Genomic DNA, 24,393 nt, shown 5'->3' with positions numbered 1-24,393 from the left:
CGAAGCGGACGTGACGGTGGAGTGCCACGCGAAGCCCACCGGCCCCTGAAGTCACGCGGGCCAGTCGAGCACCGTCACCTCGGGCCACTGCTGGCGCCAGCGTGCCGTCTTCGCCTCATAGACGGCACGCGGCGCGAGCACCGGGTTCGGCCGCACGACCAGGTTGAAGACATCCGCCAACCCGTGCGGCGCGTACACCCGCCACCGCCCGTCCGGCTCCTGCCGCACACCGAGGCAGCAGGTGGTCGCGGCGAAGCTGTCGATCGCCGCCTCGGTGGAGGGGTACGGAGCGCACGGGACACCGAACTTCTGCTCGTACCAGAGGTGCACGCGCGCTTCGTTACGCACCTCGACGTGCACGGGCAGATCGGCGAAGGCCTCGGCGGCTGCACGGATGACGGCATCCTCGGCTTCCCAGGAGAGGTCGGTGGCGTCGAAGTAGAAGACGTCGTAGTCCTTGATGCCGTGCGTGGGCGGGCGGTCCGTGACCACGTTCCACACAGTCTGGAACAGGCACCCCGCCGTGACGTACCACCCGGGTAGCCCGAGCACCCCGACCCGGTCCAGCACCTCCAGCAGCACGTCGTTGCGGGCGAGCGCGGCTTCCAGCGCGGCGAGCTGCTCATCGAGGGGGAGGCGACCGATCACCGGTCATGCCTACCACGAGGGGCCGTCACACCCCGTACTCGTAACCGATCGTCAGCCGCGTCGGCAGGCACCACTCGGTGTACTGGATGAGTCCGGTGTCGTCGCTCCAGCGCGTCGCACCGGCGAGGATCGGCGCCCCGGCGGCCAAGCCGAGCGCCGCCGCCTCGCGGGCGTCGGCGGCGCGGCCGTGCATGTCGTCGCGCGCCGAGGTGATGGAGCGTCCGGTGGCCTCCAGCACCCGGGCCGTCAAGCCGTCGTTCTTCCCGGGCGCGGTGCTGAGCAGGTCCGGGACCAGCACGGCGAACGGCGCGGGGAACCAGTCGACGGCGAAGAGCGTACGGACGCTGCTGCGCCCGGCGACGTACTCGCGGCGCACCACCTGGTCACCGTGGTCCAGGTCGAAGAGGTCGGCCACGTAGACCGGCGGCACCACCAGCTGGGCGGCGGCCACCAGCGAGGTCTCGCCGTCCATGAAGCTGCGCATCGTGTTCCGCACCGCCGCCAAGCGGTCCGCCGGGCTCGCCGTCGCCGGCGTCTCGTCCGCGACGAAGGTGCCGCGCGGGCTGGTCCGGATCAGCTTCTCCACCTGGAGCTGCGACGACGCCTTGCGCACCGTCTCGACCGCCACGCCCCAGCGGGCGGCGAGCTCCTTGTTGCTGGGCAGCCTACTGCCGGCGGGGAGTGCGCCGGTCAGTATCTGGCGACGGTAGTGGTCGGTGATGCGAGTGAACGCCTGCTGCCGCTCAGTGCTGCACAGCGCGGCGCGTACGGCTTGATCCTCGCGCGGCCGAGTTCGGAGCGGCTGATGCACGCTCGCCTCGACGAGAGCGGCGGCGCCGTCGAGCTGCCGTTCGTGGTGGGCGACGCCTCTCATCCGGTGTGGATCCGCCGCGTGTGATGGTCGCCCTCAGTCTGCCCCGTCCGGGCGTCGGCTTCGTGGGCGCGGACGCGGTCCCGCCGGATCAGCCATGCCGCCGACGGGATGCCCAGCAGGCTGATCGGAACCATCGTGAACGGCGCCGGGACGAAAGCAACGCTGAGGGCGGCGAGGCACAGCACCAACCCCACCACCTTCACCAACGTCGGCGGGCGGCGGGCCAGCCGTCGCAGGATCTCGCTGGTGGTCTCGTCATCGCGCCCGTCTCGCATGCCGCCATTCTCCGCCCTACCCGTAGAACTCCGCCCGCACCTTGCGCAGCCATGCCTCCGCCGGGCGTTCGTCCGGCTGGGCCGGGAGTACGCCGGGGGTGGTGAACTCCGCCTCCGCGCGGGCCAGGTGGGCCTCGCCGAGGGGCGGCTCGGCGACGATGCGTTCGGCCTCGGCGCGCAGGGCGGCCGGGTCGGAGAGGCGGATCGTCAGTTCGCCGGTGCGGTGCAGGCCGACGCCCTGGTGGAGCAGGCGCAGGACGTGGCGGGCGTGCTTGGCGGAGCGGGCGCGGGCCTCGTCGTCGAGCGGGCGCTGGGCGCGGGACTGGAGTTTGCGGATCTGGTGGGTGGCGTAGCCGAGGTAGGCGTTGCGGACGGCGTTGGCGGAGAGGAACGAGTCGCGGATGGCGATGAGTTCGTCCCCGAGCGGGGTTCGCACCTCGTACAGCTCCGCCGGCAGCCAGGCCAGCTCCATCGCGGTGGGGTTGCAACTCAGCGCCAAGCGGCACCACTTGGCTGCCTCGTGCAGGGTGCGGTCCGGCTTGGTGGTCACCTTCGACTCGGTCGGCCGGTGCAGGCCGTGCAGGTCGGCGGTCGCCACGGCGAAGAGGCCGAGCCGGTCGATGTCGGAACCGGCGTGCGCCAGGCCGTAGGCGGTGGAGCCGACGATGCCGGAGAGCAGGATGTTCATGGGCACGACGCTCCTTCGCTGTGGTGGTGCCGAGGATCGTAGGTCGGCGGCGCCGGGCCGCGCCAAGGAGTTTTGCGACCGCAGGGGTAGCAGTGACGCCAGGCGTCCGGTCAGGGAAGAATGGCCCCCGCACAGCGAGGTGTCGGGCGCTGGCGTGGTCGTGCTGGTTCGTTCGCGTAGATCGATGAGGTTTGCCTGTGTCCGTGTCCGCTGAGTCGTCCGGTTCGTTCGGTCCGGCCGAGCCCGAGGATTCCGTGCCCGCCGATGACGCCCTGCGAGAGGTGCTGATACGTTTCCGCGACGCCGCGGCCGACGCCCCGTCGGAGGCCGCGACCCAGTACCTGCTGGACCTGGTGGCCCGGGAGATGACGGCGCGGCTCGGGCGGTTCGACCGGGAGACCCTGGTGACCTGGCGCGAGCTGGGGACCCAGCAGGACGCGGGCGGCAAGTCGGCTGCGGCCGTGCACCTGCTGGGCCAGGTGGTGACCGACATGGCGCAGGAGCTGGGCCCGTCCGACCCCGACACCCTGGTCGCGCACCTGGAGCTGGCCACCGCGATCGGCAACAGCGGCGACCCGCGCACCGCCTCGCAGCGGTTCCAGGAGCTGCTGCCCGCGCTGACGGCGGTCCACGGCACCTACGACGCCCGGGTGCTGACGGTCCAGGTGCGGCTGGCGGCCAACCAGGCCCGCGCGGGGGACGTGCTCACCGCCGTGCAGCAGTTGCAGGGCCTGATCCCGTGGCTGCAGCAGAACCTGCCGGTCGGCCACCCGCTGGTCGGCGAGGCCCGGTGCGCGCTGGCCCGGCTGGTACCGACCTTCCGGCACCTCACCGGCACGCCCAACGGCACCGGGCTGGGCCCGATCGAGGCCGTCGCCATGGTGCACCGGCTGCTGGTCTGGGACTTCGCCAACGACGCCGAGGCCAAGGCCTGCATCGACGACCTGGGCCGGTTCACCGGCAAGCGCGGCATCGCCGGCAAGCTTTCCAGCGTGCCGGAGAACATGCCCGCCGAGCAGGCGACCGCGGTGCTGCTCGCCTGAGCGCGACCGGACCGGGCGTCAGTCGCCCCGCACCAGGGCGTGCAGGTGCTGGTCGTGCCAGCCGTCCTGGTGGCGCAGGGCGTCGCGCATGGTGCCCTCGTACTCGAAGCCGGCCCCGACGGCGACCCGGCAGGACGCCTGGTTCGCCACCGCGTGGCAGAGCCGGACCCGGTGCAGCCCCAGCTCGCCGAACGCCCAGTCGCTGAGCGCCAGCACGACGGGCACGGCGAGGCCGGCGCCCCGGGCGGCCGGGAGCAGCCAGTAGACGAGCTCGCCGCCGCGGACCGCCGGATCGAGGTCGAGACCGTTCAGGCCGATCAGCCCGACCGCTCGCCCGCCCCGGTCGACCGCCCAGACCGCGCCCGTGCCGGCCCGCCAGCGCTCGCGCATCCGCGCGATCCGGCCCCGCGCCGCCTCCGCCGAGGCGACCTCCAGCAGGTTCCACTGCCGGATCGCCAGGTCCTCCCCCGCCGCGAGCAGCGCCCCGGCGTCCTCGGGCTGCCAAGGCCGCAGCAGCAGCCCGGCCTCCGGTAGCGGGACCACGGGCTGCTCGTCGGTGCACGGGTTGATCATGGACCTCACGGTATCCGGGAATTCCTCCTGCCCCGGGTGTCCGGATCGGCTGTCCCCGTTCGTCACTACGGTAGAACCGTACGAACCAGGGAGGCACCGCCATGAAGTACATGATGTTCGTCTGCACCGACCCCCGGCCCGACACCGACCCCGCGCCGGAGACCGACATCGACGTCTGGGTCGACACCAATGACGCGGCCGGCCGCCGGCTCCAGGGCATGGTGCTGGCGGGCAAGGAGGCGGCCACCACGGTGCGCGTGCGCAACGGCGAACTGCTGCTCTCGGACGGCCCGTTCGCCGAGACCAAGGAGTTGATCGTGGGCTTCGACCTGCTGGACTGCAAGGACCTGGACGAGGCCATCGAGGTCGCCCGGACCCACCCGATGGCGCGCGGCGGCCGGATCGAGCTGCGGCCGCTCGCCGACTTCGAGCAGTGAGCCCGCTCTCCGGCGCAGGTCCGGCGGCCCGCTCCGCGGCGGCTTCGGCCGCCGCGGAGGCGGCGCGGGAGGGGTACCAGCGGATCGTGGCGGCACTGATCCGGGTCACCGGCGACTGGACGCTGGCCGAGGACTGCGCGCAGGAGGCGCTGGCGCAGGCCCTGGCGAGCTGGGCGGTGGACGGGGTGCCGGGCAATCCGGGCGGCTGGCTGATGACGGTGGCGCGCAACCGGGCGCTGGACGTGCTGCGGCGGGCGACTGTGGAGCGGGCCAAGCTGGCCGAGTTGGCGCTGCTCGCCGAGCGGGCGGAGGGGGCGGAGGGGGCCGCGGCCGCGGCTGAGGCGGCGACAGAACAGGACGTCGAACTGGCCGACGACCGGCTCCGGCTGATCTTCACCTGCTGCCACCCGGCGCTCACCCTGGAGGCCCGGGTGGCGCTGACCCTGCGGACGATCTGCGCCGTGCCGACCGCCGATATCGCGCGCTACCTGCTGGTCGGCGAGTCGGCGATGACCCGGCGGCTGACCCGGGCCAAGACCCGGATCGCCCAGGCCGGCATCCCCTACGCGGTGCCGACCGGCGCCGCGCTGGGCGAGCGGCTGCCGGGCGTACTCGCCGTGCTCTACCTGCTCTTCACCCACGGCTACGGGCCGGACGGCGAGCCCGCGTTCGCCGAGGAGGCGGTCCGACTCGCCCGGCTGCTGGCCAGGTTGATGCCCGGCGAGCCCGAAGTCCCGGCACTGCTGGCGCTCTTCCTGCTCCAGCACTCCCGCCGCGACGCGCGGCGGGACGCGCAGGGGCGGCTGGTCACCCTGGACCGGCAGGACCGGTCCCGCTGGGACGGCGCCGCGATCGCCGAAGCGCTCGGGCTGCTGGCCGACTCGCGGAGCACCGGGCCGTACGCGCTGCAGGCCCGGATCGCTGCCTGCCACGCCACCGCGAGCTCGCCCGGGGCCACCGACTGGGTCCGGATCGCCGACTGCTACGACGAGTTGGCCCGGCTGCAGCCCAGTCCGGTGATCGAGCTCAACCGCGCCGTGGCGCACGGCTACGCGCACGGCCCGGCCGCCGGGCTGGCGCTGCTGGCGGCCGCGCGGGCGGGCGGCGCGCTGGACGACTACCCGCTGGCGGTGGCCGCCGAGGCCGAACTGACCGCCCGGGCGGGCGACGGCGAGCAGGCGGCGCGGCTCTTCCGCACCGCCGCCGAGCGCGCCCGTGGAACGGCGGAGCGGGAGGCGCTGCTGGAAAGGGCGGAAACCTTGCGGAAATCCGTGGGCAGTGGTTCGGCGGGGTGATTCCGGCTGCCGGTGTTCCGGGTCGGTGGACCGGTTCGTGGTGGTGCGGCGGTATTCCGCTGGGATGGTCGGGGGTGGATGGAGTGGGGGGCAATACCCGGAGCCCGGTGGAATGCGGAGCGGGGCGCGCGGAAAACGTTCTCGGGTGCCCGCAGGATAGCCGGTGTGATGAGTTGACGGTCATTCAATCGGGCGGCGAGGCAGAGTGCCTGACGGACCTTTGCAAGGCAGCGTCAGTGCCCAAGGGAATCGCAGTGCGCCGTCACTCCCCCGAGATCGAGGGCATGACGTACACCAGTACGGTCGGCATCCCGGCAATTCTCCGGAGTGCAGATGTGCAGAGCGTCCCAACCGCCGAAGGAGGCCAGCAGCAGATCGGTGGCGGTGCCGTCGCCGACCAGTTGGCAGACCGATCGGCCGGTGCGGGCCAGTTGGGAGAGCAGCAGTTCGGCGAAGAGCGGGTCGGCCTTCTCGTAGCCCAGTTCGCCGGAGACGAAGACCCGGGCGAAGCGCGGGGCGAGGCCGGAGAGCGCCAGCTTGCGGCGCTGCAGGGTGCGGCAGCCCTGGGTGACCAGCCACAGCTCGTGGCGGGCGGCGAGCCGGTCCAGGTGCGCGGGCACGCCGGGGAGGGGGCGGGTCAGCTCGGCCCGGCGGTGGCGGAACCGGGCGGCGGCCTCGGCGGCATCGGAGCCATGGGAGCCATCGGAGGCCTCGGGCGCTGAGCGTGCGTCAGCGGAGAGCTGGTGCAGCGCCGCCGCCCAGGCCCGCTCGTCGTGGCGCAGCAGCCGCTCGCGGACCCGCTCGGGCAGCTCGTCCAGGGTGCCGTAGTCCACCCAGAGCGACTCCCAGGAGCTGACCTGGGCCAACGCGGGATGCCGGCGCGCCGGTTCGGCGCGCCAGACGCGGCGGACGGCGGCGAGCACGCCGTCCACGGCCTCCGCTGTCGCCGGAAGGCCGAGACTGCCGAGACTGCCGAGGGTGTCGGCGATGGCCCGGCGGGCGGCGGGGACGTCCGGGATCAGCGTGTCGTCGAGATCGAGCAGCAGGACCGGCGCGCCGGTCACCTCGCGGGCTGCCGCACCAGGTAGACGTCCACCGGGTCCTCGCTGTCCAGCACGAACCCGAACCGCTCGTAGAGCCGGCGGGCCGGGCTGCCCTGGAGCACGTTCAGCCTGGTCAGGAGGGAGTCGCGGTCGCAGCGCGCGAGCAGCTCGCGCAGCACGCCGGTGCCGACGCCGGCGCCCTGGAGGTGCTCGGCGAGGTAGAAGTGCTCCAGCCAGTGGCCGTCCTCGGCGGGCCGCAGCGCGACGCTGCCCGCGAGCGCGCCGTCCACCTCGATCACCCAGGTGTGCGAGGCGTCGAACCCGTCCCGGAACCGCTGCCGCACCCGCTCGGGGTCGTAGCGGCCCAACCGCTCCAGGTCCGGCCGCATCACCACGGCCCGGATCTCCGCCAGGGGCTCCACATCCGCCGCCGTCGCCTCGCGCAACACCCGGTTCACCATGATCGCGAGGCTAGCGTGCCGGGCACGCGGCCCGACCAGCGGGGATGCCGGAGGCGGGCTGGCGGGGGCGGCGGAGTGCGCAGCGGGCGGGGGTGGAGGGGCGGGGCTGCTGTCCGGCAAGGGAGCCGGGGATGGCTGGGCCACCTCCCCGTCGGGACGCCGGGTGCGGAGCAGCCGAGACACCGCGCCCGCCCCGCACCGGGAAGGCCGACGACGTGCGAGGAGCCCGTTACCCAGCCACCCCCGCCAGCGCCCCCTTCGCCGCCGCCCGGCCCGCTTCGAAGCCGCGGATCAGGACGTCGCCGTCCCGCGCCAGCCGGCTGACGTGCGGGGTGTCCGCCCCGGGGTGGACGGTGAGCACCGCCGGGCCCGTCGGGGGGCGGTGCAGGAAGGTGTCGTCGGCGTGCAGGCGGGCGCCGCGGGAGAGGTAGGAGTGCCGCAGCGGCGCGGGGTAGCGGCGCAGTGCGGTGCCCGCGATCATCCGGGAGCCGCGGGACGGACCCACGGGAGCCGTGGCCGCAGCCCCCGGACGGCGGGAGCGCAGCACCAGGACGTGGCTCGCGCCCTGGTGGAGGGCGGTGCGGAACGGGACCGACTCCGCCAGTCCCGCGTCGAACCATCGCCGGCCGCCCAGTTCCACCGGCGGCCCGGCCAGCAGCGGCAGGGCGGCGCTGGCCCGCAGGGCGAGGCGGAGTTCGGCGGGGCCGGTGAGGTAGGGGCGCAGGTCGGTGGACTCGCCGGTCAGCACGTCGGTGGCCAGCGGGTGCAGGGTGATCGGGTTGGCCAGCACGGCGGCGAAGTCCATCGGCGCGACTTCCACGTAGAGCCGCTCGACCAGGTCGCGGACGTCCACCACCGGCCGTCCGAGCCAGGCGTTGCGCAGCTTGATCATCGCCTTCGCGTAGGCCGGCTCGGCCCAGCCGCGCAGCAGTTCCGGGGAGCTGCTGAGCAGCCAGGCGCCGGTGATGCCGCCGGCCGAGGCGCCGTACACGGCGTCGAAGGCGGGCAGCAGGCCGCTCTCGTGCAGGCCCAGTGCCATCCCGGCGGAGATCGCGCCCCGCATCCCGCCGCCCTCGACGGCCAGCGCGATCCGGTGGCCGTCGGTGCGGGCGCCGGGCCGGCTGCCGGTCCGCGCGCGTTCGGCGAGCGCGGCGAGGACCGGGTGCGGATCGGGAAACTGCTGGGTCATCGGCGGGTGCTTCCTGCGAGGATGGCGAGGCCACGAACGAACGGAGGGGACCGTGATACAGGGTAAGGCGGCTGTGGTGACCGGGGGTTCGCGCGGGATCGGGCGCGCGATCGTCGAGCGGCTGCGGCGCGACGGCGCCGAGGTGGTGTTCGGTTACGCGAACAACGAGGCGGCGGCGCGCGAGGTCGAGAAGCTGACCGGTGCGGTGGGACTGCGGGCGGACCTGTCCGACCCGGCGCAGACGGAGCAGCTGATGGCGGCGGCCGAGGAGCGGTTGGGCGGCCTGGACGTGCTGGTGAACAACGCGGCGGCGTCGTTCGCGCCGGCCTCGATCGCCGAGACGGAGCTGGCGGACTTCGACCGGGTGCTGACGGTGAACGCCCGCTCGGCGTTCCTGACCATCCGGCACGCGGCCCGGACCATGCGCGAGGGCGGACGGATCGTCAACGTCTCGACGGTCAATACGGTGCGCCCTTCGGTGAAGATCGCGCCGTACGCGGCGAGCAAGGGGGCGCTGGAGCAGTTGACGGCGGTGGCGGCGAAGGAGCTGGGCGCCCGGGGGATCACGGTGAACACCGTCTCGCCGGGGTTCACCGACACCGACCTGCTGCGCGGGCTGAACCCGGCCGAGGTGCTGGAGGCGGCGGCCGCGCTCTCGCCGCTGGGGCGGCTGGGCCAGCCGGCGGACGTGGCCGATGTGGTGGCCTTCCTGGTCGGCCCGGACGGCCGCTGGATGACCGGCCAGAACCTGCGCGCTTCGGGCGGGGTCGGCTGACGGAGGTCCGACGGGCGGGGCCGGCTGACACCACGTCAGTCGGCCCCGCCCGGTTAATAATGGGCAGCATTACCGCAGGCCCTACGCCCACCACCGGTTAATAATGCGCAGCATTACCGCCGCTCCACACTCACCGCCGATTAATAATGCCCAGCATTACCGCTGCACCGCCTGCCGCCGCCCTCCCGCGCCCCGGTGCCGTCCGCGGCTCTGCTGCGGGACGCCTGCCGCGTGCGCGGTCGGCCAGGCGGCCACGGGGTTGCCGATCCACCGGGTGCTCGCCGGGATCGACTCGCCGCGCATCGCCAGTGAGGCTCCGCCGATCGAGGCGCCGGCGCCGATCGTGGTGCCGGGCAGCACGATGGAGTTGGGGCCGAGGGTGGCGCCCTCGTCGAGTCGCACGGTGCCCAGCCGCATCACCCGGTCGTGGAACAGGTGGGTCTGCAGCACGGTGCCGCGGTTGACGCTGGCGCCGGGCCCGACGGTGACCAGGTCGGCCTCCGGCAGCCAGTGGGTCTCGCACCAGGCGCCGCGCCCGATCTTGGCGCCCAGGCTGCGCAGCCACAGGTTGAGGTAGGGCGTGCCGAGCAGGGCCTGGCCGCCCCAGGGCATGGCCAGCTCCTCCACGAAGGTGTCGTACAGCTCGTTGCGCCAGACGAAGCTTGACCAGAGCGGATGCTCACCGCTGCGGAACCGGCCGACCAGCAGCCACTTGGCGAGCGTGGTGACCAGGCAGGCGGCCAGCGTGGCGCCGGCCAGCACCACGCCGCCGACGGCGAGCGCCGCGGCCACGCCGTCCCGGTCGATCACCGCCTCCAGCGCGCCGAAGACCAGGTCGCCGAGGATCACCGTGAGCACCACCGGCAGCAGCCGGCAGAGCTCCACGCAGGCCCGGGCCAGCATCAGCCGGCGCGGCGGGTCGTAGGTGCGGCCCTCGTCGGCCTGGTCGGCCACCCGGGGCAGCTCGATGCCGGGCCGCCCGAGCCAGGAGGAGCCGGGCGCGGCGTTGGCCGGAGCGTCGGAGAGCACCCCGACCAGCGCCCGGTCGGGCAGCTCGCGGTCGGCCCCGACGATGCCGGAGTTGCCCACGAAGGCGCGCCGGCCGACCCGCGACGGTCCGACCCGCAGCCAGCCGCCGCGCACCTCGAACGGCGCGATCAGGGTGTCGTCGGCGAGGAACGCACCGTCGTCCACGGACATCTGGCCGGGCAGCGCCAGCACCGTGGAGGCCTCCACCCGGCTGCCGATCCTGGCGCCGAGCAGCCGCAGCCAGACGGGGGTGAAGAGGCTGGCGTAGAACGGGAAGAGGGTGCGCCGGGCGGTGTCCATCAGCCGGTTGACGGCCCAGACGCACCAGGCGACCTTGCCGTGCGCGGGGTGGTACCCGGGTTTGACCGGCAGGCTGCAGATCCGGATCAGCAGCACCAGCAGCAGCGCGTAGACCAGCACGGTGACCAGGGTGAGCACGGCGCTGGCCGGCAGCAGCTGCAGCAGCACGGTGCCGAGCGTGCGGTCGGCGTCCAGCATCGGGTAGAGCACCAGCAGCGCGGGCAGGGCGGCGAGCAGCGGCAGCGCGGTGAAGCCGAGCAGGCCGAGGCCGTAGGCGAGGTTCCAGAAGCCCCGGCCACGCGTCCGTCCCCCGCCCGGCCAGGGGTCGCCGGGTTCGCTGCTGGGCCGGGCGGGCGCGCCGTGGTAGCGCTGGCCGGCCGGCACGGCGTCGAGCACGCAGCTGCCGGGGGCGACCTCGGCGGCGGTGCCGATCCGGGCGCCGGGCATCAGGGTGGCCCGGGTGCCGATCCGGGCTCCGGCACCGATCTCGATCGAGCCGAGGTGCAGCAGGTCGCCGTCCAGCCACCAGCCGGCCAGGTCCACGCCCGGTTCCACCGAGCAGTCGGCGCCGAAGCTGGCCAGGCCGGTGATCGGCGGCAGGGCGTGCAGGTGGGCGCCGCGGCCGACCCCGCAGCCGAGCAGCCGGGCGTAGTGCCGGGCCCACGGGGTGCCGATCAGCTCACCGGCGCCGAACGCGACGGCGGCCCGTTCGGCGGCCCAGAGCCGCAGGTGCGCCAGCCCGCCGCGTGGATAGCTGCCGGGTCGCAGCCGGGCGGTGAGCAGCCGGGCGCTGAGGCCGGTGAGCAGCAGCCGGCCGAAGGGGCTGGAGAGCACCAGCAGCCCGCTGATGATCAGCCACCAGGGGGTGTGCGGCGCCCAGCTGAGCCGCCCGCCCATCAGGTTGTCCACCCCGGCGACGGCGAGCACCCAGCGCACGCTGGTGACGGTGTAGAGGACGGCGAGCACCAGGGTCTGGCCGATCGCGGCCCGGCGCGGGGTGCGGCGGACCCGGCGCTGCCGGTCGGGTCCGCCGTCCTGGCCGTCCAGCATGGCGGCGAGGTCGCCGAGCACCGGGTTCGCGTACAGGTCGGCGACCGAGAGGCCGGGGTACTTGGCCCGCAGCACCGAGATCAGCCGGGCGGCGACCAGGCTGGAGCCGCCGAGCGCGAAGAAGTCGCTGTCGGCCTGGACCGGCAGGCCGAGGGTGGCCTCCCACTGCTCGGCCAGCCAGCCGGCGGTGCCGGTCAGCCGGGACCGGTCGCCGCCGTCCCCCTGGCCGAGGCCGGGCAGCGGCCAGGGCAGGGCGTTGCGGTCCACCTTCCCGGAGGTCTTGGTGGGCAGCTGGTCGACGACGGCGAGCAGCGGGACCAGGGCGGCGGGCAAACGTTCCTGCAAGTGTTTCCGGGCCAGCGTGAGGTCGGGCTCCACCCCGGGGTGCGGCACCAGGTAGCCGACCAGCAGCTGGCTGCCGGCCGGGTTGGTGCGCACGGCCGCGGCGGCGGCCCGGACGCCGGGCAGCGCCTGCAGGGCGGCGTCCACCTCGCCGAGCTCGATCCGCCGGCCGCCGAGCTTGACCTGTTCGTCGGCGCGGCCGACGAAGAGCAGGCCGCGCGGGTCGGCCACGACCAGGTCCCCGCTGCGGTAGACCCGGCCGCCGGGCAGCACGGGGTGCGCGGTGAACTTCTCCGCGTCCTTGACCGGGTCCAGGTAGCGGGCGGTGCCGATGCCGCCGATCAGCAGTTCGCCGGTCTCGCCCCAGCCGACCGGGTGGCCGGCCTCGTTGACGACGGCGATCCGCCAGCCGTCCAGCGGGGCGCCGATCCGCACCGGCTCGCCGGGCAGCATCCGGGCGGCGGTGGCGACCACGGTGGTCTCGGTGGGGCCGTAGGTGTTCCAGAACTCGCGGTGCGGGGCCGCGATCCGGTGCACCAGGTCGGGCGGGCAGGCCTCGCCGCCGACGATGACCAGCCGGACCCGGTCCAGGCACTCCTGGGGCCAGAGCGCGAGCAGGGTGGGCACGGTGGAGATCGCGGTGATGGCGCGCTCGACCAGCCAGGGGCCGAGGTCGGTGCCGGCCTTGACCAGCGCGCGCGGGGCCGGGACCAGGCAGGCGCCGTGCCGCCAGGCCAGCCACATCTCCTCGCAGGAGGCGTCGAAGGCGACCGAGAGGCCGGCCAGCACCCGGTCGCCGGGACCGAGCGGGTGGTGCTGGAGGAAGATCCGCGCCTCGGCGTCCACGAAGGCGGCGGCGGAGCGGTGGGTGACCGCGACGCCCTTGGGGCGGCCGGTGGTGCCGGAGGTGAAAATGATCCAGGCGTCCTCGTCCGGCGCCGGACCGGCGGCCCGGCCGGCGGGCGGGACGCCGTGCTTCAGGGCGAGCCGGCGGTCGGCACCGATCACGGCGCAGACCCGGGCGTCCTGCCAGACCAGTTCGGCGCGCTCGTCGGGGTCGTCGGCGTCCACGGGTACGTAGGCGGCGCCGGCGGCGAGCACGGCCAGGATCGAGACGTACAGGTCGGCGCTGCCGGAGGGGACGCGGACGCCGACCCGGTCGCCGGCGCCGATCCCGCGTTGGTTCAGCCAGTTCGCCAGGGTGCCCACTTCGTGGAGCAGGGCCTGGTAGTCGAGCACCGCGCCGCCGGCGTCCAGGGCCGGGGCATGGGGGTGGGCCTGCGCGGTGCCGATGAGGATGTCGAGCAGGGTGCGCGCCTGGGGCGCCGGGGTCACGGGCCAGACGGCGACCTCACGAGCGGACCGGTGCGGATGCGTGGGGGGCACCGGGTCGTGGCTCGCAGCCATTGGGGATCTCCTCGAGTCTTTGAACTGTCGAGTACGAAGCTGGCGGGGCCGTGTACTGCACCGGAATGAGGGTAGGTGATCTTCCGGGATCGACAGCGTGCTCGTTCACCTTGCCCGAGAACGACGCTTGCCCGAGTGGGCAAGCATAAAATCACAGCAAATTCTCATCCAATGGTCAGAGTTCTGTAGTGACCCGCCGGGCCGGGTCGATGGGTCGATAACGTGCCTGTTCAGCACAGCACCACCGCAGCCCATTGAGGGATCTGAACAGTCGTGGAATTCTGATGGAGTCCCGGTTCGGCATGGCGGAAGCGGCGACCGGCACCTGAATGTCGCCTTTACGCGTGATCAGGATTCGATGAAACGCGGCCGGATCTCCTTAAGGGAATCTCAAGTGGGCCCGCGCCACAAGGGGGATTCGTATACCGCCCGTCCGTACGGCAACGGCCGCCGGCCGGCGCTCGAGGGAGCGGCGAGGGCGGACGGCCCGCCGGACCTGGGGCCCGCACCCGGCGGCGGTCAGCGCCGGCCCAGCCCCCAGGCCGCGACCGGAACCAGGTAGTCCACCAAGGTGCCTTCCAGGCCGAGGAGTTCGGCCGGATCGGCGATCAGCGCCAGCCGCTCCAGCTCGGGCTCGCGGCCGGCGGCCCGCTCGGCGGCGGCCAGCTCCGCGTGCCGGGCCAGCAGCTCGGCGGCCGGACGGGGCGGCGCCAGGAAGTGCACCCCGGTGTTGCCGTGCGCGCCCCGGGTGACGAAGGCCGGCGCCAGCTGCCGGGCCGGGGTGCGGATCCCCAGCTCCTCGGCCAGCTCGACGGCGGCGTGCCGGGCCAGCGCGGCCAGGTCCAGTTCCGCACCGGGCGCGGGCGGCTCGATCAGGCCGCCGGCCGGCTGCCAGCGGCCGGGCGCGGCGGTGTCGCCGGACTGCCGGCCGACCAACAGCCGCCCCCGCTCGTCGCGCTGCAGCACGGTGACGAAGAAGGAGGACCACTGGCCGGCGCCCGGCACCTGGCACAGCGCCCGGTGGCGGAAGCTGCTCCGGGCCCAGCTCAGCTCCAGGGTGCCCGGTTCGGCCCAGCGGGCGCCGGTGCAGATGGTGACCGGCCCGTCGAAGAAGGCCGGATTGGCCCGCACCTCCGCGGCCCAGACCCGCTCCATCGCCACCCGCTGCGCGGCGGACGGCTCGGGCGGCGCCGTCTCGACCAGCCGCACCCGCCGGGCCTCCAGCAGTTCGACCGGCGCGGGCGCGGGCTGACCATGGTTCACCGGACCATCCTGGCACGGGCCGTGCTACCCGAGCTCGGCGGCCTTCCGCGCGGCCTGCTCGACCCGGTCGCGGTGGGCCCGCCACCCATCGCGCGCATCCTGTAGGTACCAGCGGAGTTGGCTCTTGGTGGGTGAGTCGGTCATCGCCCAAGTCTGCTGGGCGGGCCCCGGACCGCCAATCGAATTCCGCCCGACGACGGCGAGCCCGCTGCGGCCGCCCCTCGCGCAGCGGCCGCAGCGGGTCGTGGGGCCCTCGCCCACCCAACATGATCGAACACAATCAACCCTGAGTCAACAGCCGGGACGTGACCACCTCTGCCTCTTTCGGTCGACCGGCTGACGATCGCACCAACCACTCCCACCAGCACGGGAGTGGAATCGACCCGCCCGGCTGGGATGATGCGTGCACGCTGTTTTCGCTTCGTGTATCGAAAATCTGGCGAAAACCATTGTTCAGATCCGTTCGGTTGACTACATTCCTGATCGGTCCTCGGCGAGCCGAGCGGCCGAGGCATGCGCGCCGTCCCCGCTGACGCGGCACCGCGGCGCGCCTCGAGGGAGGTAGACCGGGCATGAGTGGCAGAGTCATGGGCGAGCCGAGTCGGCGCGGGTTCCTGCGGGGCCTCGGTGCGGCGGCGCTGACCGCCGGCGGCGCCGGCACGCTGGCCGCCTGCGGCGGCTCCGGCGGCTCGGGCGGGAGCGGCGGGAGCGGCGCCGGTGACTCGGGTGAGCTGTCGGGTTCGGTCACGGTCTGGAGCTGGAAGAACCCGGCGGCCGAACTGCGGTCACTGGTCCCGGCGTTCAACGCCGTGCACCCCAAGGTGAAGGTCACCGTCCAGGACATCGGCAACCCGGCGATCTGGGACAAGATCACCATCGGGATGGAGGCCGGCGGCCAGGGCCTGGGCGATGTGCTGCACCTGGGCGTGGACTACCTGCCCAACTACATCGAGAAGTTCCCCGGCGGCCTGGCCGACCTCTCCAAGCTCGGCGCCGGCCAGTACGCCAACGCCTTCGCGCCCGGCATGTGGCAGACCGTCTCGCGCGCCGACAAGGTCTACGCCCTGCCCTGGGAGGCCAACGCGGCCGGGTTCTACTACCGCGACGACCTCTTCAAGAAGGCCGGCGTGGACCCCGCGACGCTGGGCACCTGGGACGACGTGATCGCCGCCGGCAAGAAGGTCAAGACCGCCACCGGCACGGCACTGCTGGCCCTCGACACCTCCGCCTCCGTCGCCGACTCCGCCAACCTGCTCCAGCTGCTGATGCAGCTGCAGGGCGTCTTCTTCTTCAACCTGGACGGCAAGATCACCATCAACTCGCCCGAGGCGGTCCGGGCCCTGACGGTGATCAAGGAGCTGAACGACGCCGGCCTGGTGGTCGACGTCCAGGGCTCCCCCGGCACCTCCACCTACGACGCCGCGGTCAAGGCCGGCAAGGTCGCCCTCTGCCCCGACCCGGCCTGGTACGGCGGCTCGATGGCGGCCTCGGACACCGAGACCAGCGGCGACTGGCGGGTCATGCTGCCGCCCGCGGTCACCGCCGGCGGCTCGCGCTCGGCCATCGTCAACTCCACCCACCTGGCGGTCGCCGGGACCAGCAAGAACCAGCGGGCCGCCTTCGCCTTCGCCGAGTTCGCGCTCACCCGGCCCGAGTCCCAGGTGCAGATCTTCAAGGACAAGGGCATCTTCCCCGCCCTGCTCAAGGCCTACGACGACCCGGTCTTCCACCAGCCCGAGCCCTTCTTCGGCGGCCAGAAGTACGCCGAGGTGTTCATCCAGGAGCTCACCCAGCCCTCCGCCCCCACCAACTACACCTCCGACTACCCGCGGGCCCTGAAGCTCGTCGACGACGCCCAGACCAAGGTCCTGCTCCAGGGCGCCGACCCGGCCACCCTCCTCAAGGACGCCGCCAACCAGCTCGCCCAGCAGACCCGCCGGGCCCAGGCATGACCGCACCACCCGCTCCCGCAGAAAGGCCTCCCGTGGAGACCGGCTCCATCGACACCGCCGCGCTGCCCACCTTCACCCCGGACCACTGGCACCCCGGTGCCGCGAGCCTGGACCTGCACGGCGCCCGGGTCACCGTCCAAGCACCGGAGGGCACCGTCGAACTGACGGGCAATCAGAACATCGTGCTGGTCGCCGCGACCGAACCGGTGGAGCTGACGGTCCGGTTGGACGTGCCGCTCGGCGACGCGGCCGGCTACTGGCACCCCGACGCCGGCTGGCACCGCACCCTGCCCGCCGACTGGTCGCCCTGGCGCGCGGTCTCGCTGATCGACTCCGCCCCCGCCGGCGTGCTCTACGACACCCACGGCAAGGCCCAACTCGCCTTCGCGGCGGACCGGACCGTCCAGCAGACCGCCGTGCGGTTCGGCGTCTCCGAGGAGCACAAGCGCTTCGGCGTCTGGCTGCGCTGCCGCCTCACGCCCGACACCCCGCTGCGGATCCGGCTGGCCGTGCCGCGCCGCACCCTCGCCACCGCGCTGCGCGAGCTGCGCGACTGGTACGCCACCCTGCCGGGCCACTCCCCGCTGCCCACCCCCGAGTTCGGCCGCACCCCGGTCTACTCGACCTGGTACGCCTTCACCCAGGACGTCAACGCGGCCGACGTCGAGCGCGAGGCCGAGCTGGCCGCCGAACTCGGCTGCGGCCAGCTCTACCTGGACGACGGCTGGCAGCTGCACGCCAGCGGCCGCGGCTACTCCGGCTGCGGCGACTGGCGCGCCGACCCGGCCAAGTTCCCCGACCTGGCCGCCCACGTCGCCGCCGTCCGCGAGCTCGGCCTGCGCTACAGTGCCTGGATCGCCCCCCTGCTGCTCGGCGAACGCTCCGCCGCCCACGCCGAGTGGGCCCGCCTCGCCCCGCACTACAACCGCACCCTGGACTGCCGCATCCTCGACCCCCGGCACGCCGAGGTGCGCGAGCACATCGTGCGCGGCTGCCGCGAGGTGGTCGAGCGCTACGGCCTGGACGGCCTGAAGATCGACTTCCTGGACGAGGCCGCCGCGGCCTACACCGGCGCTCCCCTGCCGGACGAGCTCGGCGCCGGCTATCTGCACGACGTGGGCCAGGCGATGGCCGCGCTGCTCACCCGGCTACGCGAGGAGCTGCACGCGCTGCGCGGCGACGAGTTCGTCATCGAGCTCCGCCAGCCCTACACCGGCCCGGCGATGACGGCCTTCGGCAACCAGCTGCGCGCCTGCGACTGCCCCGCCGACCCCGTCGCCAACCGGATCCGCACCCTGGACATCGCGCTGCTCGCGCCCGGCGGCGCCGCCCACTCCGACATGCTGATGTGGGATCCGAAGGCCACCCCGGTCGCCGTGGCCCGCCAGCTGCACGGCGCGCTGCACTCGGTGCCGCAGCTCTCCGCCCGGCTCTCCGAGCTCTCGCCGCTGCACCGCCGGACCCTGGCCTTCTGGCTGACCACGTGGCGCGAGCTGCGCGAGGTCCTGCTCGGCGGCCACTACGAGCCCGGCCGCCCCGACGAGCTCTACCCGCAGATCACCGCCCGGCACGGCGACCGCCTGGTGGTCACCAGCTTCACCGACCGCCCGGCCCCGCTGACGACCACCGGCTGGCGTTCCCTCACCCTGGTCAACGCCTCCGCCGCCCGCCGCCTGCTGCTGGACGTCAGCGGCCCGACCCGCCGGGTGCGACTGGCCGTGTTCGACGCCGCCGGCCGGCCGCAGCCCGGTCTCGCCCTCGTCATGACCCCTGGCCTGCACGCCGTGGCGGTTCCGCCGGGCGGACTGTGCCGGGTCCTCGAAGACGCGGAGTGACATAGTTACGGCCGATCAGGCAGCAACTGTCACCGACGCATCGAGGGCTGGTATGGAGCAGGAGAAGGTCAAGATCACCGAGGTCGCCCAGCGGGCCGGGGTGAGCCTGGCGACGGTCAGCCGGGTGCTGAACCGCAAGAGCGGCGTCTCGCAGAAGACCCGCCAGGTGGTCGAGCAGGCGCTGGAGGAGATGGGCTACGAGCGCAGCATCACCGGCGGCGGCATCGTCGGGGTGATCACCCCGGGGCTGGCCACCCCGATCTTCAGCGAACTCGCCGAGAAGATCGGGCTGGCGCTGGCCCCGCACGGGCTGCGCGCGGTGGTCTGCCCCTCGCTGCCCGGCGGGGTGCAGGAGCGCGACTTCCTGAAGTCGCTGCTCGACCTGGGCGCCGTCGGCATCGTCTTCTGCTCCGCCAGCAACACCCTGGATCTCTTCGACCCGGAGCTGCTGCACCTGCTGGAGAGCCGCGCCGTCCCCTACGTCTGCGTCAACGGCCGGTTCCAGGGCGGCGAGTCGATCGCCTACTCGACCGACGACGTGTACGCGGCCGAGCTGTCGGTGCGCCACCTGCACCAGCTGGGCCACCGCCGGATCGGCATGGCGGCCGGCCCGTCGGGCAACCGGCCCGCCGACCGGCGGGTGGCCGGCTACCTCGCCGCCATGGCCGCCGTCGGCCTCGGCGGCCAGGACGAACTGGTGGTCCGCCAGACCTACTCGGTCGAGGGCGGCCAGTTCGCCACCGAGCAGCTGCTGGCCCTCGGCGCGACCGCCGTGGTGGCCTGCAGCGACCAGATGGCGCTCGGCGCGATCCGCGCCGTGCGCCGCCAGGGCCTCGCCGTGCCCGAGGACGTCTCCGTCATCGGCTACGACGACGGCCCGCTGATGGAGTTCACCGACCCGCCGCTGACCACCGTCCGCCAGCCGGTGGACAAGCTCTCGGCCGAGGTGGCGCGCGGCCTGGTCGGCCTGCTGTCGGGCCGTCAAGTGCCGCCCGGTGAACTGATGTTCCAACCCGAGGTGGTCGTGCGCGGCACGACCAGCCCCCACCACGACCGGCGCCCTCCCGCCTGAGGGCGCCGGGGCACTCCCCCAACAACGCTGTCGGAGGAACCCTTGCCGCACTACCGCCGCATCCACGCCCACCTGGGCCTGGTCTCCCTGGCCGCCGGAGCCGTCACCCTCCTGCCGGCCGGCCAGGCCGGCGCTGCGATCAGCGACGCCGTGATCCCGGGCAGTTCGTATGTCATCGCCTCGGACGCCTCCGGGCAGTGCCTGGGCGGCCAGTGGGCCGGCACCACGGCCGGCACCGCTGTCGCCCAGCAGCCGTGCCAGAGCCTGCTGGGCCAGCGCTGGCAGTTCACCTCCGACGACAACGGCGGCTACACGATCAGCGACCGCGCCGCGGACGGGCTCTGCCTGACCCCCGCCGGCGGCTCGACCGCCTCCGGCGCCGCCCTGATCGAGGCCGCCTGCGACGGCAGCGCCGGCCAGCGGTTCACCACCGCCCCGGCCGGCGACGGCAGCACCGTGCTGCACCCGCAGAACGCGGCACTCTGCCTGGACCTGCCGTACGGCTCCTTCACCCCCGGCACCGCCATCCAGCAGTGGACCTGCAACGGCGGCAGCAACCAGGCCTGGCTGCTCACCCGGGCCGACCCGCTGCAGTACGCCAACCCCGCCTTCGAGCAGGGCACCGGCGGCTGGACCTTCTCCGCGCACACCGGCATCGCGAGCAACAACCCCCACCTGGGCGGCTCCGCGGCCTACCTGGACGCCGGCACCGGCTACACCGTCAGCCAGACCGTCACCGCCCCGCAGAACGGCAGCTACGACTTCAGCGCCTGGATCGCCACCGGCGCTGCGGGCGGCAACCTCACCGTGCTGGTCAACGGCAAGGCGGCCGGCAGCGTCGCGCTGCCCTCGCAGTCCGTCTACGCCAAGTACACGGTGCCGCGGATAGCGGTGAAGGCGGGTGACCGGGTGGCCCTGTCGGTCGGCTCCTCGCCGAGCGGCTGGGTGAACGCCGACGACGTCTCGGTGGCCGTCTCCGCCGCCAACGACCCGCGGATCAGCACCGACAACGCCACTCTGGCGGCGCTCTTCGACTGGGCCAAGGTGAAGGCCAACTCCTTCGCCAGCCAGCCCGGTTCGACCGGCCCGATCAACGCGGACGAGAACAACACGGCCGGCACCTCGCAGGGCGTCTACGGCAACACCTACTGGGCCGGCTACCCGTTCCGCTCGGACTTCTACTCCCGGGACTTCGCCCACCAGCTGGCCGGCGCCCACCTGTTGGGCCTGGACGCCGACAACAAGACCATGCTGAAGGCCTTCGCCGCCTCGGCCACCCCGGCACAGAACTACGACCCGTACTGGTCCGTCAACTTCGACGGCACCACGCCGGGTTCGATCGACTACCACGGCCCGACGGACTTCGTCCGGGAGCTGCCCGCGCCGTTCGAGCTGGCCCAGAAGGTCGACGACGCCTACCAGTGGACCGGCGACCGCGACTACCTCGACGACCCGACGCTGTCGACCTACGTCGCCAACACCGTGGGCCCGTTCATCGACGGCCACACCGGCCCGCTGAACGACAACGGGCACCGGATCGCCCAGGCGAGGAGCGGCGACATCTTCCAGGGCGTGGCCAGCTACAACGAGAACGGCGCCACCCTGGCCGAGTCCGGCGACTCCGTCGGCTCCCAGTACGCCGCCTACCTGGCCGCCGCCGCGCTGGCCACCGCCAAGGGCGACACCGCCGGCGCCGCCAAGTACACCCAGGCCGCCACCGACCTGAAGGCGTACTACAACAGCGGCTGGAGCGGGAACCCGAACAACTGGAACACCGTGGTGCGGGCCTACGACACCAGCGCCCGGGCCTACACCGACTTCGGCCGGGAGAACTCCTGGTTCATGCCGCTGAAGAACATCATGAACCCGGGCTACCGGGAGACCAACTACCTCAACTTCATCGACACCCAGGCCTCCGGCGCGGGCGCACCGGGCAACCTGGAGGCGGACACCTACCTCCCGGACGTCTTCTTCGCGCACAACATGGGCGCCACCGGCTGGAAGTGGATGCAGCACATCTTCGGCCAGATCAACGCCGAGCACGCGGGCGGCTTCCTGAACGCCGACTACCCCGAGGTCTCCTTCACGCTGCTCAGCCAGACCGTGCAGGGCCTGCTGGGCGTGCAGCCGGACGCGGCGGGCCACGCGCTCACCACGCACTCCGAGCTGCCGGGCCAGATCGGCTACCTCCAGGTCTCCTCGATCCCGGTCGGCTCCAACACCGTGACCGTGCGGCACGACGGCCTGACCAAGTCGACGCTGACCAACACCTCGGGCGGCTCGCTCACCTGGACCGCGCAGTTCACCGGCGGCCACACCGGCATCACGGTGAACGGCGTGGCGCAGCCCGTGCGGACCACCCCGGTGGACGGCAACACCTACACCTACGCGACGGTGACGGTGCCGGCCGGCCAGACCGCGACGGTGCAGGTCACCGGCTGACTTCCGCGCCCGGCCCGGTGACCGTCCCGGTGGTGATCCCCTGACGGGCCATCAGGGCTGGCCCGGGTGACGTGTCTTGTGCGCTGCGACACAGCTGGTGCAATATGCCATTGCACATAACGTCCGCGTAAGCCTCAGTTCCCCGAAGGCCAGCACGGTCCCCCGAGCCTCCACGCGTGGTGGCGCCGCAGTCCGCGGCGCCTCCACGCGTTCTGCTCCCGGCCCTTCGGCTGCACGCCCGGCACCAGGCGACTGCGCTCCGCGCAGCCGTCGCCCCCCACCCAGAAGTGGACAGTGTGACGTGAGCAGACTCGGATCAGGCATAGTCCGGCGCGGCAGGCACGCCCTGCTCGCCGGGATCGTTCTGGCCACCGCCGCCGCCGGGCTGAGCAGCCCGTTCGCCGCCGTGGCCGACCCCCATCCCGCCGACCACGTGGCGGCGGCCAGGCCGGGCACCCCCCTCGCGCCGGCCAAGCCCGCGGGCGTCACCGCCACCGCCCGGGACCAGGCGCACGGCAAGCACGTGGCGAAGCTGGCCGCCCCCGGTACCGGCAAGGCCGGCGCCAACGGCAAGGCCACCGGTCAGACCGCCGGCCAGGACGGCGCCGAACCGGGCACCGGCGAGAACGGCGACGGCTACGTGGCCAACCAGTACGACCTGCCGATGACCTACAACGGCAGCCAGGACTCCGCCGGCATCGAGATCGGCCCGCCCAAGGTCTACCTGGTGCTGTGGGGTTCGCAGTGGGGCACCGCCTCCACCAACTCCACCGGCGACGTGATCGCCTCCGGCGACCCGGACGGCGCCGCGCCCTACCAGCAGGACTTCTTCAAGGGCCTGGGCTCGGCCGGCGACGGCTGGAGCGCGGTGCTCACCCAGTACTGCGAGGGCATCCAGACCGGCCGGATGCAGTGCCCGGCGAACGCCCCGCACATCCCCTACCCGCAGCAGGGCAGCGTGCTGGCCGGCGTCTGGCTGGACAACGCGGCCGCCGCTCCGGACGCCGCCACCGAGCCGCAGATCGGCGCCGAAGTCATCGCCGCCGCCCAGCACTTCGGCAACACCACCGAGGCGCAGAACCGCAACGTGCAGTACGTCATCGACTCCCCGCACGGCACCAACCCCGACCACTGGATGAACAACTACTGCGCCTGGCACGACTTCGAGCGCTCGCAGTACGGCCAGCTGGTCTACAGCAACATGCCCTACCTGCCGGACCAGGCGGGCTGCGGCGCCAACTGGTTCGGCGAGAACACCCCGCGCGCCCTGCTGGACGGCTACGGCATCATCGGCGGCCACGAGTACGCCGAGACGCTCTCGGACCCCAACACCCCGGGCGGCTGGACCGACGCCACCGGCCAGGAGCTGGGCGACAAGTGCGCCTGGATCCCGAAGGGCGCCAACGGCGGCCTGTTCTTCGAGAACCTCTCCACCGGCTCCTTCCCGCTGCAGACCCTCTGGTCCAACCAGGACCACCTCTGCATGGCGAGCGACCCGATCGCCCCGAGCGCGCCGGTGACGCTCAGCACCATGTGCGACCGGACCGACGCGCCCGGCACCCCGGTGAACATCCCGGCGGTGGCCTACACCGACAACGGCGGCACGGTGCGCTACAGCGCGACCGGCCTGCCGAACGGCCTGACCGTCAACCCGAGCTCCGGCGTGATCTCCGGGACCGGCTCCGGCACCTCGAACTGGCAGCGGGTCACCGTGACGGCCGCCGACTCCTCCGGCCACAGCACCAGCACCGGCTTCTGGGAGAACGTCACGGCCAGCGGGCACACCGGCTGCAACACCGGGCCCGAGCAGCTGGTGGACCCGGGCTTCGAGAACGGTTCGGCCGACGTGGACCACTCCGTGATGACCGACGCCTGGAGCCCGACCGGCGGCAGCGACAACCCGGGCGGCTACAACTTCATCACCCCGTCCAGCCGGTACGGCGCCCACTCCGGCCAGTGGTACGCCTGGCTCGGCCAGGACGGCTCGGCGGCCGACGACTCGATCGCCAGCCAGCTGAACACCTACCCCGGCTACAGCAACGCGACCTTCTCGTTCTGGCTCGACACCGAGACCACCAACACCACCGGCACCCCGGACACCCTCTCGCTGGAGGTGGTGGACATGTACAACGGCCAGGTCCTCGGCACCGCCGCGACCTGGAGCAGCGCCCACCCGACCGGCGGCTGGCAGCAGCAGTCGGTGGACGTCAGCTCGTTCGTCAAGCAGGTCGGCTGGGGCACCACCGTGGACCTGAAGCTGGTCGCCCACGAGAGCGGCGCCACCCCGGGCACCGCCTTCCTGGTCGACGACGCCTCGGGCAGGGAGTACTGACCCCGCCCGTACTGACCCCGCCCGTACGGCTCCCGCCCGAGGGCTGAGACGCCGTCAGCACCCCGGCC

General features: G+C 73.3%; 19 protein-coding genes. 9 read left to right on the top strand and 10 right to left on the bottom strand.

The genetic code is table 11. The annotated features are described in order from the left end of the window. Positions 1 to 51: 51 nt before the first annotated feature. Genes ACFYNO_RS27910 through ACFYNO_RS27895 form a run of 4 tightly spaced genes read right to left on the bottom strand, consistent with a single transcriptional unit; the run spans position 52 to position 2,485 of the window. Entirely contained in the window at positions 52 to 648 is a 597-nt protein-coding gene (locus tag ACFYNO_RS27910; RefSeq protein WP_388018246.1) for a nucleotidyltransferase family protein, read from the bottom strand. Positions 649 to 673: 25 nt separating this feature from the next. Beyond that, positions 674 to 1,522, bottom strand: a complete 849-nt coding sequence (locus ACFYNO_RS27905) for a GntR family transcriptional regulator (protein WP_388018243.1) — start codon at positions 1,520 to 1,522, stop codon at positions 674 to 676. Then, the gene (locus tag ACFYNO_RS27900; RefSeq protein WP_388018240.1) at positions 1,519 to 1,797 is read right to left on the bottom strand and encodes a hypothetical protein; all 279 of its coding nucleotides are present in this window, start codon (positions 1,795 to 1,797) and stop codon (positions 1,519 to 1,521) included. Before ACFYNO_RS27900 ends, ACFYNO_RS27905 begins: the two co-directional genes overlap by 4 nt. A gap of 16 nt (positions 1,798 to 1,813) precedes the next feature. Next, positions 1,814 to 2,485, bottom strand: a complete 672-nt coding sequence (locus ACFYNO_RS27895; protein WP_388018535.1) for a DNA polymerase beta superfamily protein — start codon at positions 2,483 to 2,485, stop codon at positions 1,814 to 1,816. A 203-nt stretch (positions 2,486 to 2,688) separates the two neighbouring features. Here ACFYNO_RS27895 and ACFYNO_RS27890 point away from each other — a divergent pair, with 203 nt between their 5' ends. Beyond that, positions 2,689 to 3,528: a hypothetical protein gene (locus tag ACFYNO_RS27890; protein ID WP_388018237.1), complete on the top strand. Its 840-nt coding sequence runs from the start codon at positions 2,689 to 2,691 to the stop codon at positions 3,526 to 3,528. Between the two features lie 18 nt (positions 3,529 to 3,546). Here ACFYNO_RS27890 and ACFYNO_RS27885 read toward each other — a convergent pair whose 3' ends face one another. Then, positions 3,547 to 4,101, bottom strand: a complete 555-nt coding sequence (locus ACFYNO_RS27885) for a GNAT family N-acetyltransferase (protein WP_388018234.1) — start codon at positions 4,099 to 4,101, stop codon at positions 3,547 to 3,549. Between the two features lie 101 nt (positions 4,102 to 4,202). Between ACFYNO_RS27885 and ACFYNO_RS27880 the strand changes: the two genes are divergently transcribed. After that, the gene (locus ACFYNO_RS27880; RefSeq protein WP_388018231.1) at positions 4,203 to 4,538 is read left to right on the top strand and encodes a YciI family protein; all 336 of its coding nucleotides are present in this window, start codon (positions 4,203 to 4,205) and stop codon (positions 4,536 to 4,538) included. Continuing rightward, the gene (locus ACFYNO_RS27875; protein ID WP_388018228.1) at positions 4,535 to 5,833 is read left to right on the top strand and encodes an RNA polymerase sigma factor; all 1,299 of its coding nucleotides are present in this window, start codon (positions 4,535 to 4,537) and stop codon (positions 5,831 to 5,833) included. The genes ACFYNO_RS27880 and ACFYNO_RS27875 overlap by 4 nt, the downstream gene beginning before the upstream one ends. A gap of 233 nt (positions 5,834 to 6,066) precedes the next feature. Here the strand turns inward: ACFYNO_RS27875 and ACFYNO_RS27870 are convergent, their stop codons facing one another. The 3 genes from ACFYNO_RS27870 to ACFYNO_RS27860 all read right to left on the bottom strand — a co-directional run bounded on the left by ACFYNO_RS27870 (position 6,067) and on the right by ACFYNO_RS27860 (position 8,526). Continuing rightward, the gene (locus tag ACFYNO_RS27870; protein ID WP_388018225.1) at positions 6,067 to 6,897 is read right to left on the bottom strand and encodes an HAD family hydrolase; all 831 of its coding nucleotides are present in this window, start codon (positions 6,895 to 6,897) and stop codon (positions 6,067 to 6,069) included. Further along, a complete protein-coding gene (locus ACFYNO_RS27865; RefSeq protein ID WP_388018222.1) occupies positions 6,894 to 7,337 on the bottom strand; it encodes a GNAT family N-acetyltransferase in 444 nt (147 codons plus the stop codon). The genes ACFYNO_RS27870 and ACFYNO_RS27865 overlap by 4 nt, the downstream gene beginning before the upstream one ends. Before the next feature lie 229 nt (positions 7,338 to 7,566). Beyond that, positions 7,567 to 8,526, bottom strand: a complete 960-nt coding sequence (locus ACFYNO_RS27860) for a patatin family protein (protein ID WP_388018219.1) — start codon at positions 8,524 to 8,526, stop codon at positions 7,567 to 7,569. Positions 8,527 to 8,578: 52 nt separating this feature from the next. Between ACFYNO_RS27860 and ACFYNO_RS27855 the strand changes: the two genes are divergently transcribed. Then, a complete protein-coding gene (locus ACFYNO_RS27855; protein ID WP_388018216.1) occupies positions 8,579 to 9,301 on the top strand; it encodes an SDR family oxidoreductase in 723 nt (240 codons plus the stop codon). Between the two features lie 156 nt (positions 9,302 to 9,457). On the opposite strand, the gene ACFYNO_RS27850 is transcribed toward ACFYNO_RS27855, so the two are convergent. Then, positions 9,458 to 13,429, bottom strand: coding sequence for a Pls/PosA family non-ribosomal peptide synthetase (locus ACFYNO_RS27850; protein WP_388018213.1), 3,972 nt, complete (start codon positions 13,427 to 13,429; stop codon positions 9,458 to 9,460). Between the two features lie 519 nt (positions 13,430 to 13,948). After that, complete coding sequence (locus ACFYNO_RS27845; RefSeq protein WP_388018210.1) at positions 13,949 to 14,692, bottom strand: NUDIX hydrolase; 744 nt, start codon at positions 14,690 to 14,692, stop codon at positions 13,949 to 13,951. Between the two features lie 572 nt (positions 14,693 to 15,264). Between ACFYNO_RS27845 and ACFYNO_RS27840 the strand changes: the two genes are divergently transcribed. The 5 genes from ACFYNO_RS27840 (at position 15,265) to ACFYNO_RS27820 (ending at position 24,325) form a co-directional block, all read left to right on the top strand. Continuing rightward, positions 15,265 to 16,644, top strand: a complete 1,380-nt coding sequence (locus tag ACFYNO_RS27840; protein ID WP_388018207.1) for an ABC transporter substrate-binding protein — start codon at positions 15,265 to 15,267, stop codon at positions 16,642 to 16,644. Positions 16,645 to 16,676: 32 nt separating this feature from the next. Next, positions 16,677 to 18,479 carry a glycoside hydrolase family 36 protein gene (locus ACFYNO_RS27835; protein WP_388018204.1) on the top strand — a complete coding sequence of 601 codons (1,803 nt, stop codon included), beginning with the start codon at positions 16,677 to 16,679 and terminating at the stop codon, positions 18,477 to 18,479. A 52-nt stretch (positions 18,480 to 18,531) separates the two neighbouring features. Next, positions 18,532 to 19,551: a LacI family DNA-binding transcriptional regulator gene (locus tag ACFYNO_RS27830; protein ID WP_388018201.1), complete on the top strand. Its 1,020-nt coding sequence runs from the start codon at positions 18,532 to 18,534 to the stop codon at positions 19,549 to 19,551. Between the two features lie 42 nt (positions 19,552 to 19,593). Beyond that, on the top strand, positions 19,594 to 21,993 hold the full coding sequence (locus tag ACFYNO_RS27825; protein ID WP_388018198.1) for an RICIN domain-containing protein: 2,400 nt from the start codon (positions 19,594 to 19,596) through the stop codon (positions 21,991 to 21,993). 301 nt (positions 21,994 to 22,294) lie between these two features. Continuing rightward, a complete protein-coding gene (locus ACFYNO_RS27820; RefSeq protein WP_388018195.1) occupies positions 22,295 to 24,325 on the top strand; it encodes an Ig domain-containing protein in 2,031 nt (676 codons plus the stop codon). Positions 24,326 to 24,393: the final 68 nt, after the last annotated feature.

Source organism: Kitasatospora sp. NPDC006697 (genome assembly GCF_042869935.1).
GTDB lineage: Bacteria > Actinomycetota > Actinomycetes > Streptomycetales > Streptomycetaceae > Kitasatospora.
Note: the sequence above shows the minus strand (reverse complement) of the source record. Positions and strands in the feature narration are given on the sequence as shown.

What these genes read in the sequence shown, in the direction of transcription:
- ACFYNO_RS27905 (WP_388018243.1), bottom strand. Translation starts at nt 1,522, where the DNA reads ATGAGAGGCGTCGCCCACCACGAACGGCAGCTCGACGGCGCCGCCGCT.
- ACFYNO_RS27900 (WP_388018240.1), bottom strand. Translation starts at nt 1,797, where the DNA reads ATGCGAGACGGGCGCGATGACGAGACCACCAGCGAGATCCTGCGACGG.
- ACFYNO_RS27895 (WP_388018535.1), bottom strand. Translation starts at nt 2,485, where the DNA reads ATGAACATCCTGCTCTCCGGCATCGTCGGCTCCACCGCCTACGGCCTG.
- ACFYNO_RS27885 (WP_388018234.1), bottom strand. Translation starts at nt 4,101, where the DNA reads ATGATCAACCCGTGCACCGACGAGCAGCCCGTGGTCCCGCTACCGGAG.
- ACFYNO_RS27880 (WP_388018231.1), top strand. Translation starts at nt 4,203, where the DNA reads ATGAAGTACATGATGTTCGTCTGCACCGACCCCCGGCCCGACACCGAC.
- ACFYNO_RS27865 (WP_388018222.1), bottom strand. Translation starts at nt 7,337, where the DNA reads ATGGTGAACCGGGTGTTGCGCGAGGCGACGGCGGCGGATGTGGAGCCC.
- ACFYNO_RS27860 (WP_388018219.1), bottom strand. Translation starts at nt 8,526, where the DNA reads ATGACCCAGCAGTTTCCCGATCCGCACCCGGTCCTCGCCGCGCTCGCC.
- ACFYNO_RS27850 (WP_388018213.1), bottom strand. Translation starts at nt 13,429, where the DNA reads ATGGCTGCGAGCCACGACCCGGTGCCCCCCACGCATCCGCACCGGTCC.
- ACFYNO_RS27840 (WP_388018207.1), top strand. Translation starts at nt 15,265, where the DNA reads ATGAGTGGCAGAGTCATGGGCGAGCCGAGTCGGCGCGGGTTCCTGCGG.
- ACFYNO_RS27830 (WP_388018201.1), top strand. Translation starts at nt 18,532, where the DNA reads ATGGAGCAGGAGAAGGTCAAGATCACCGAGGTCGCCCAGCGGGCCGGG.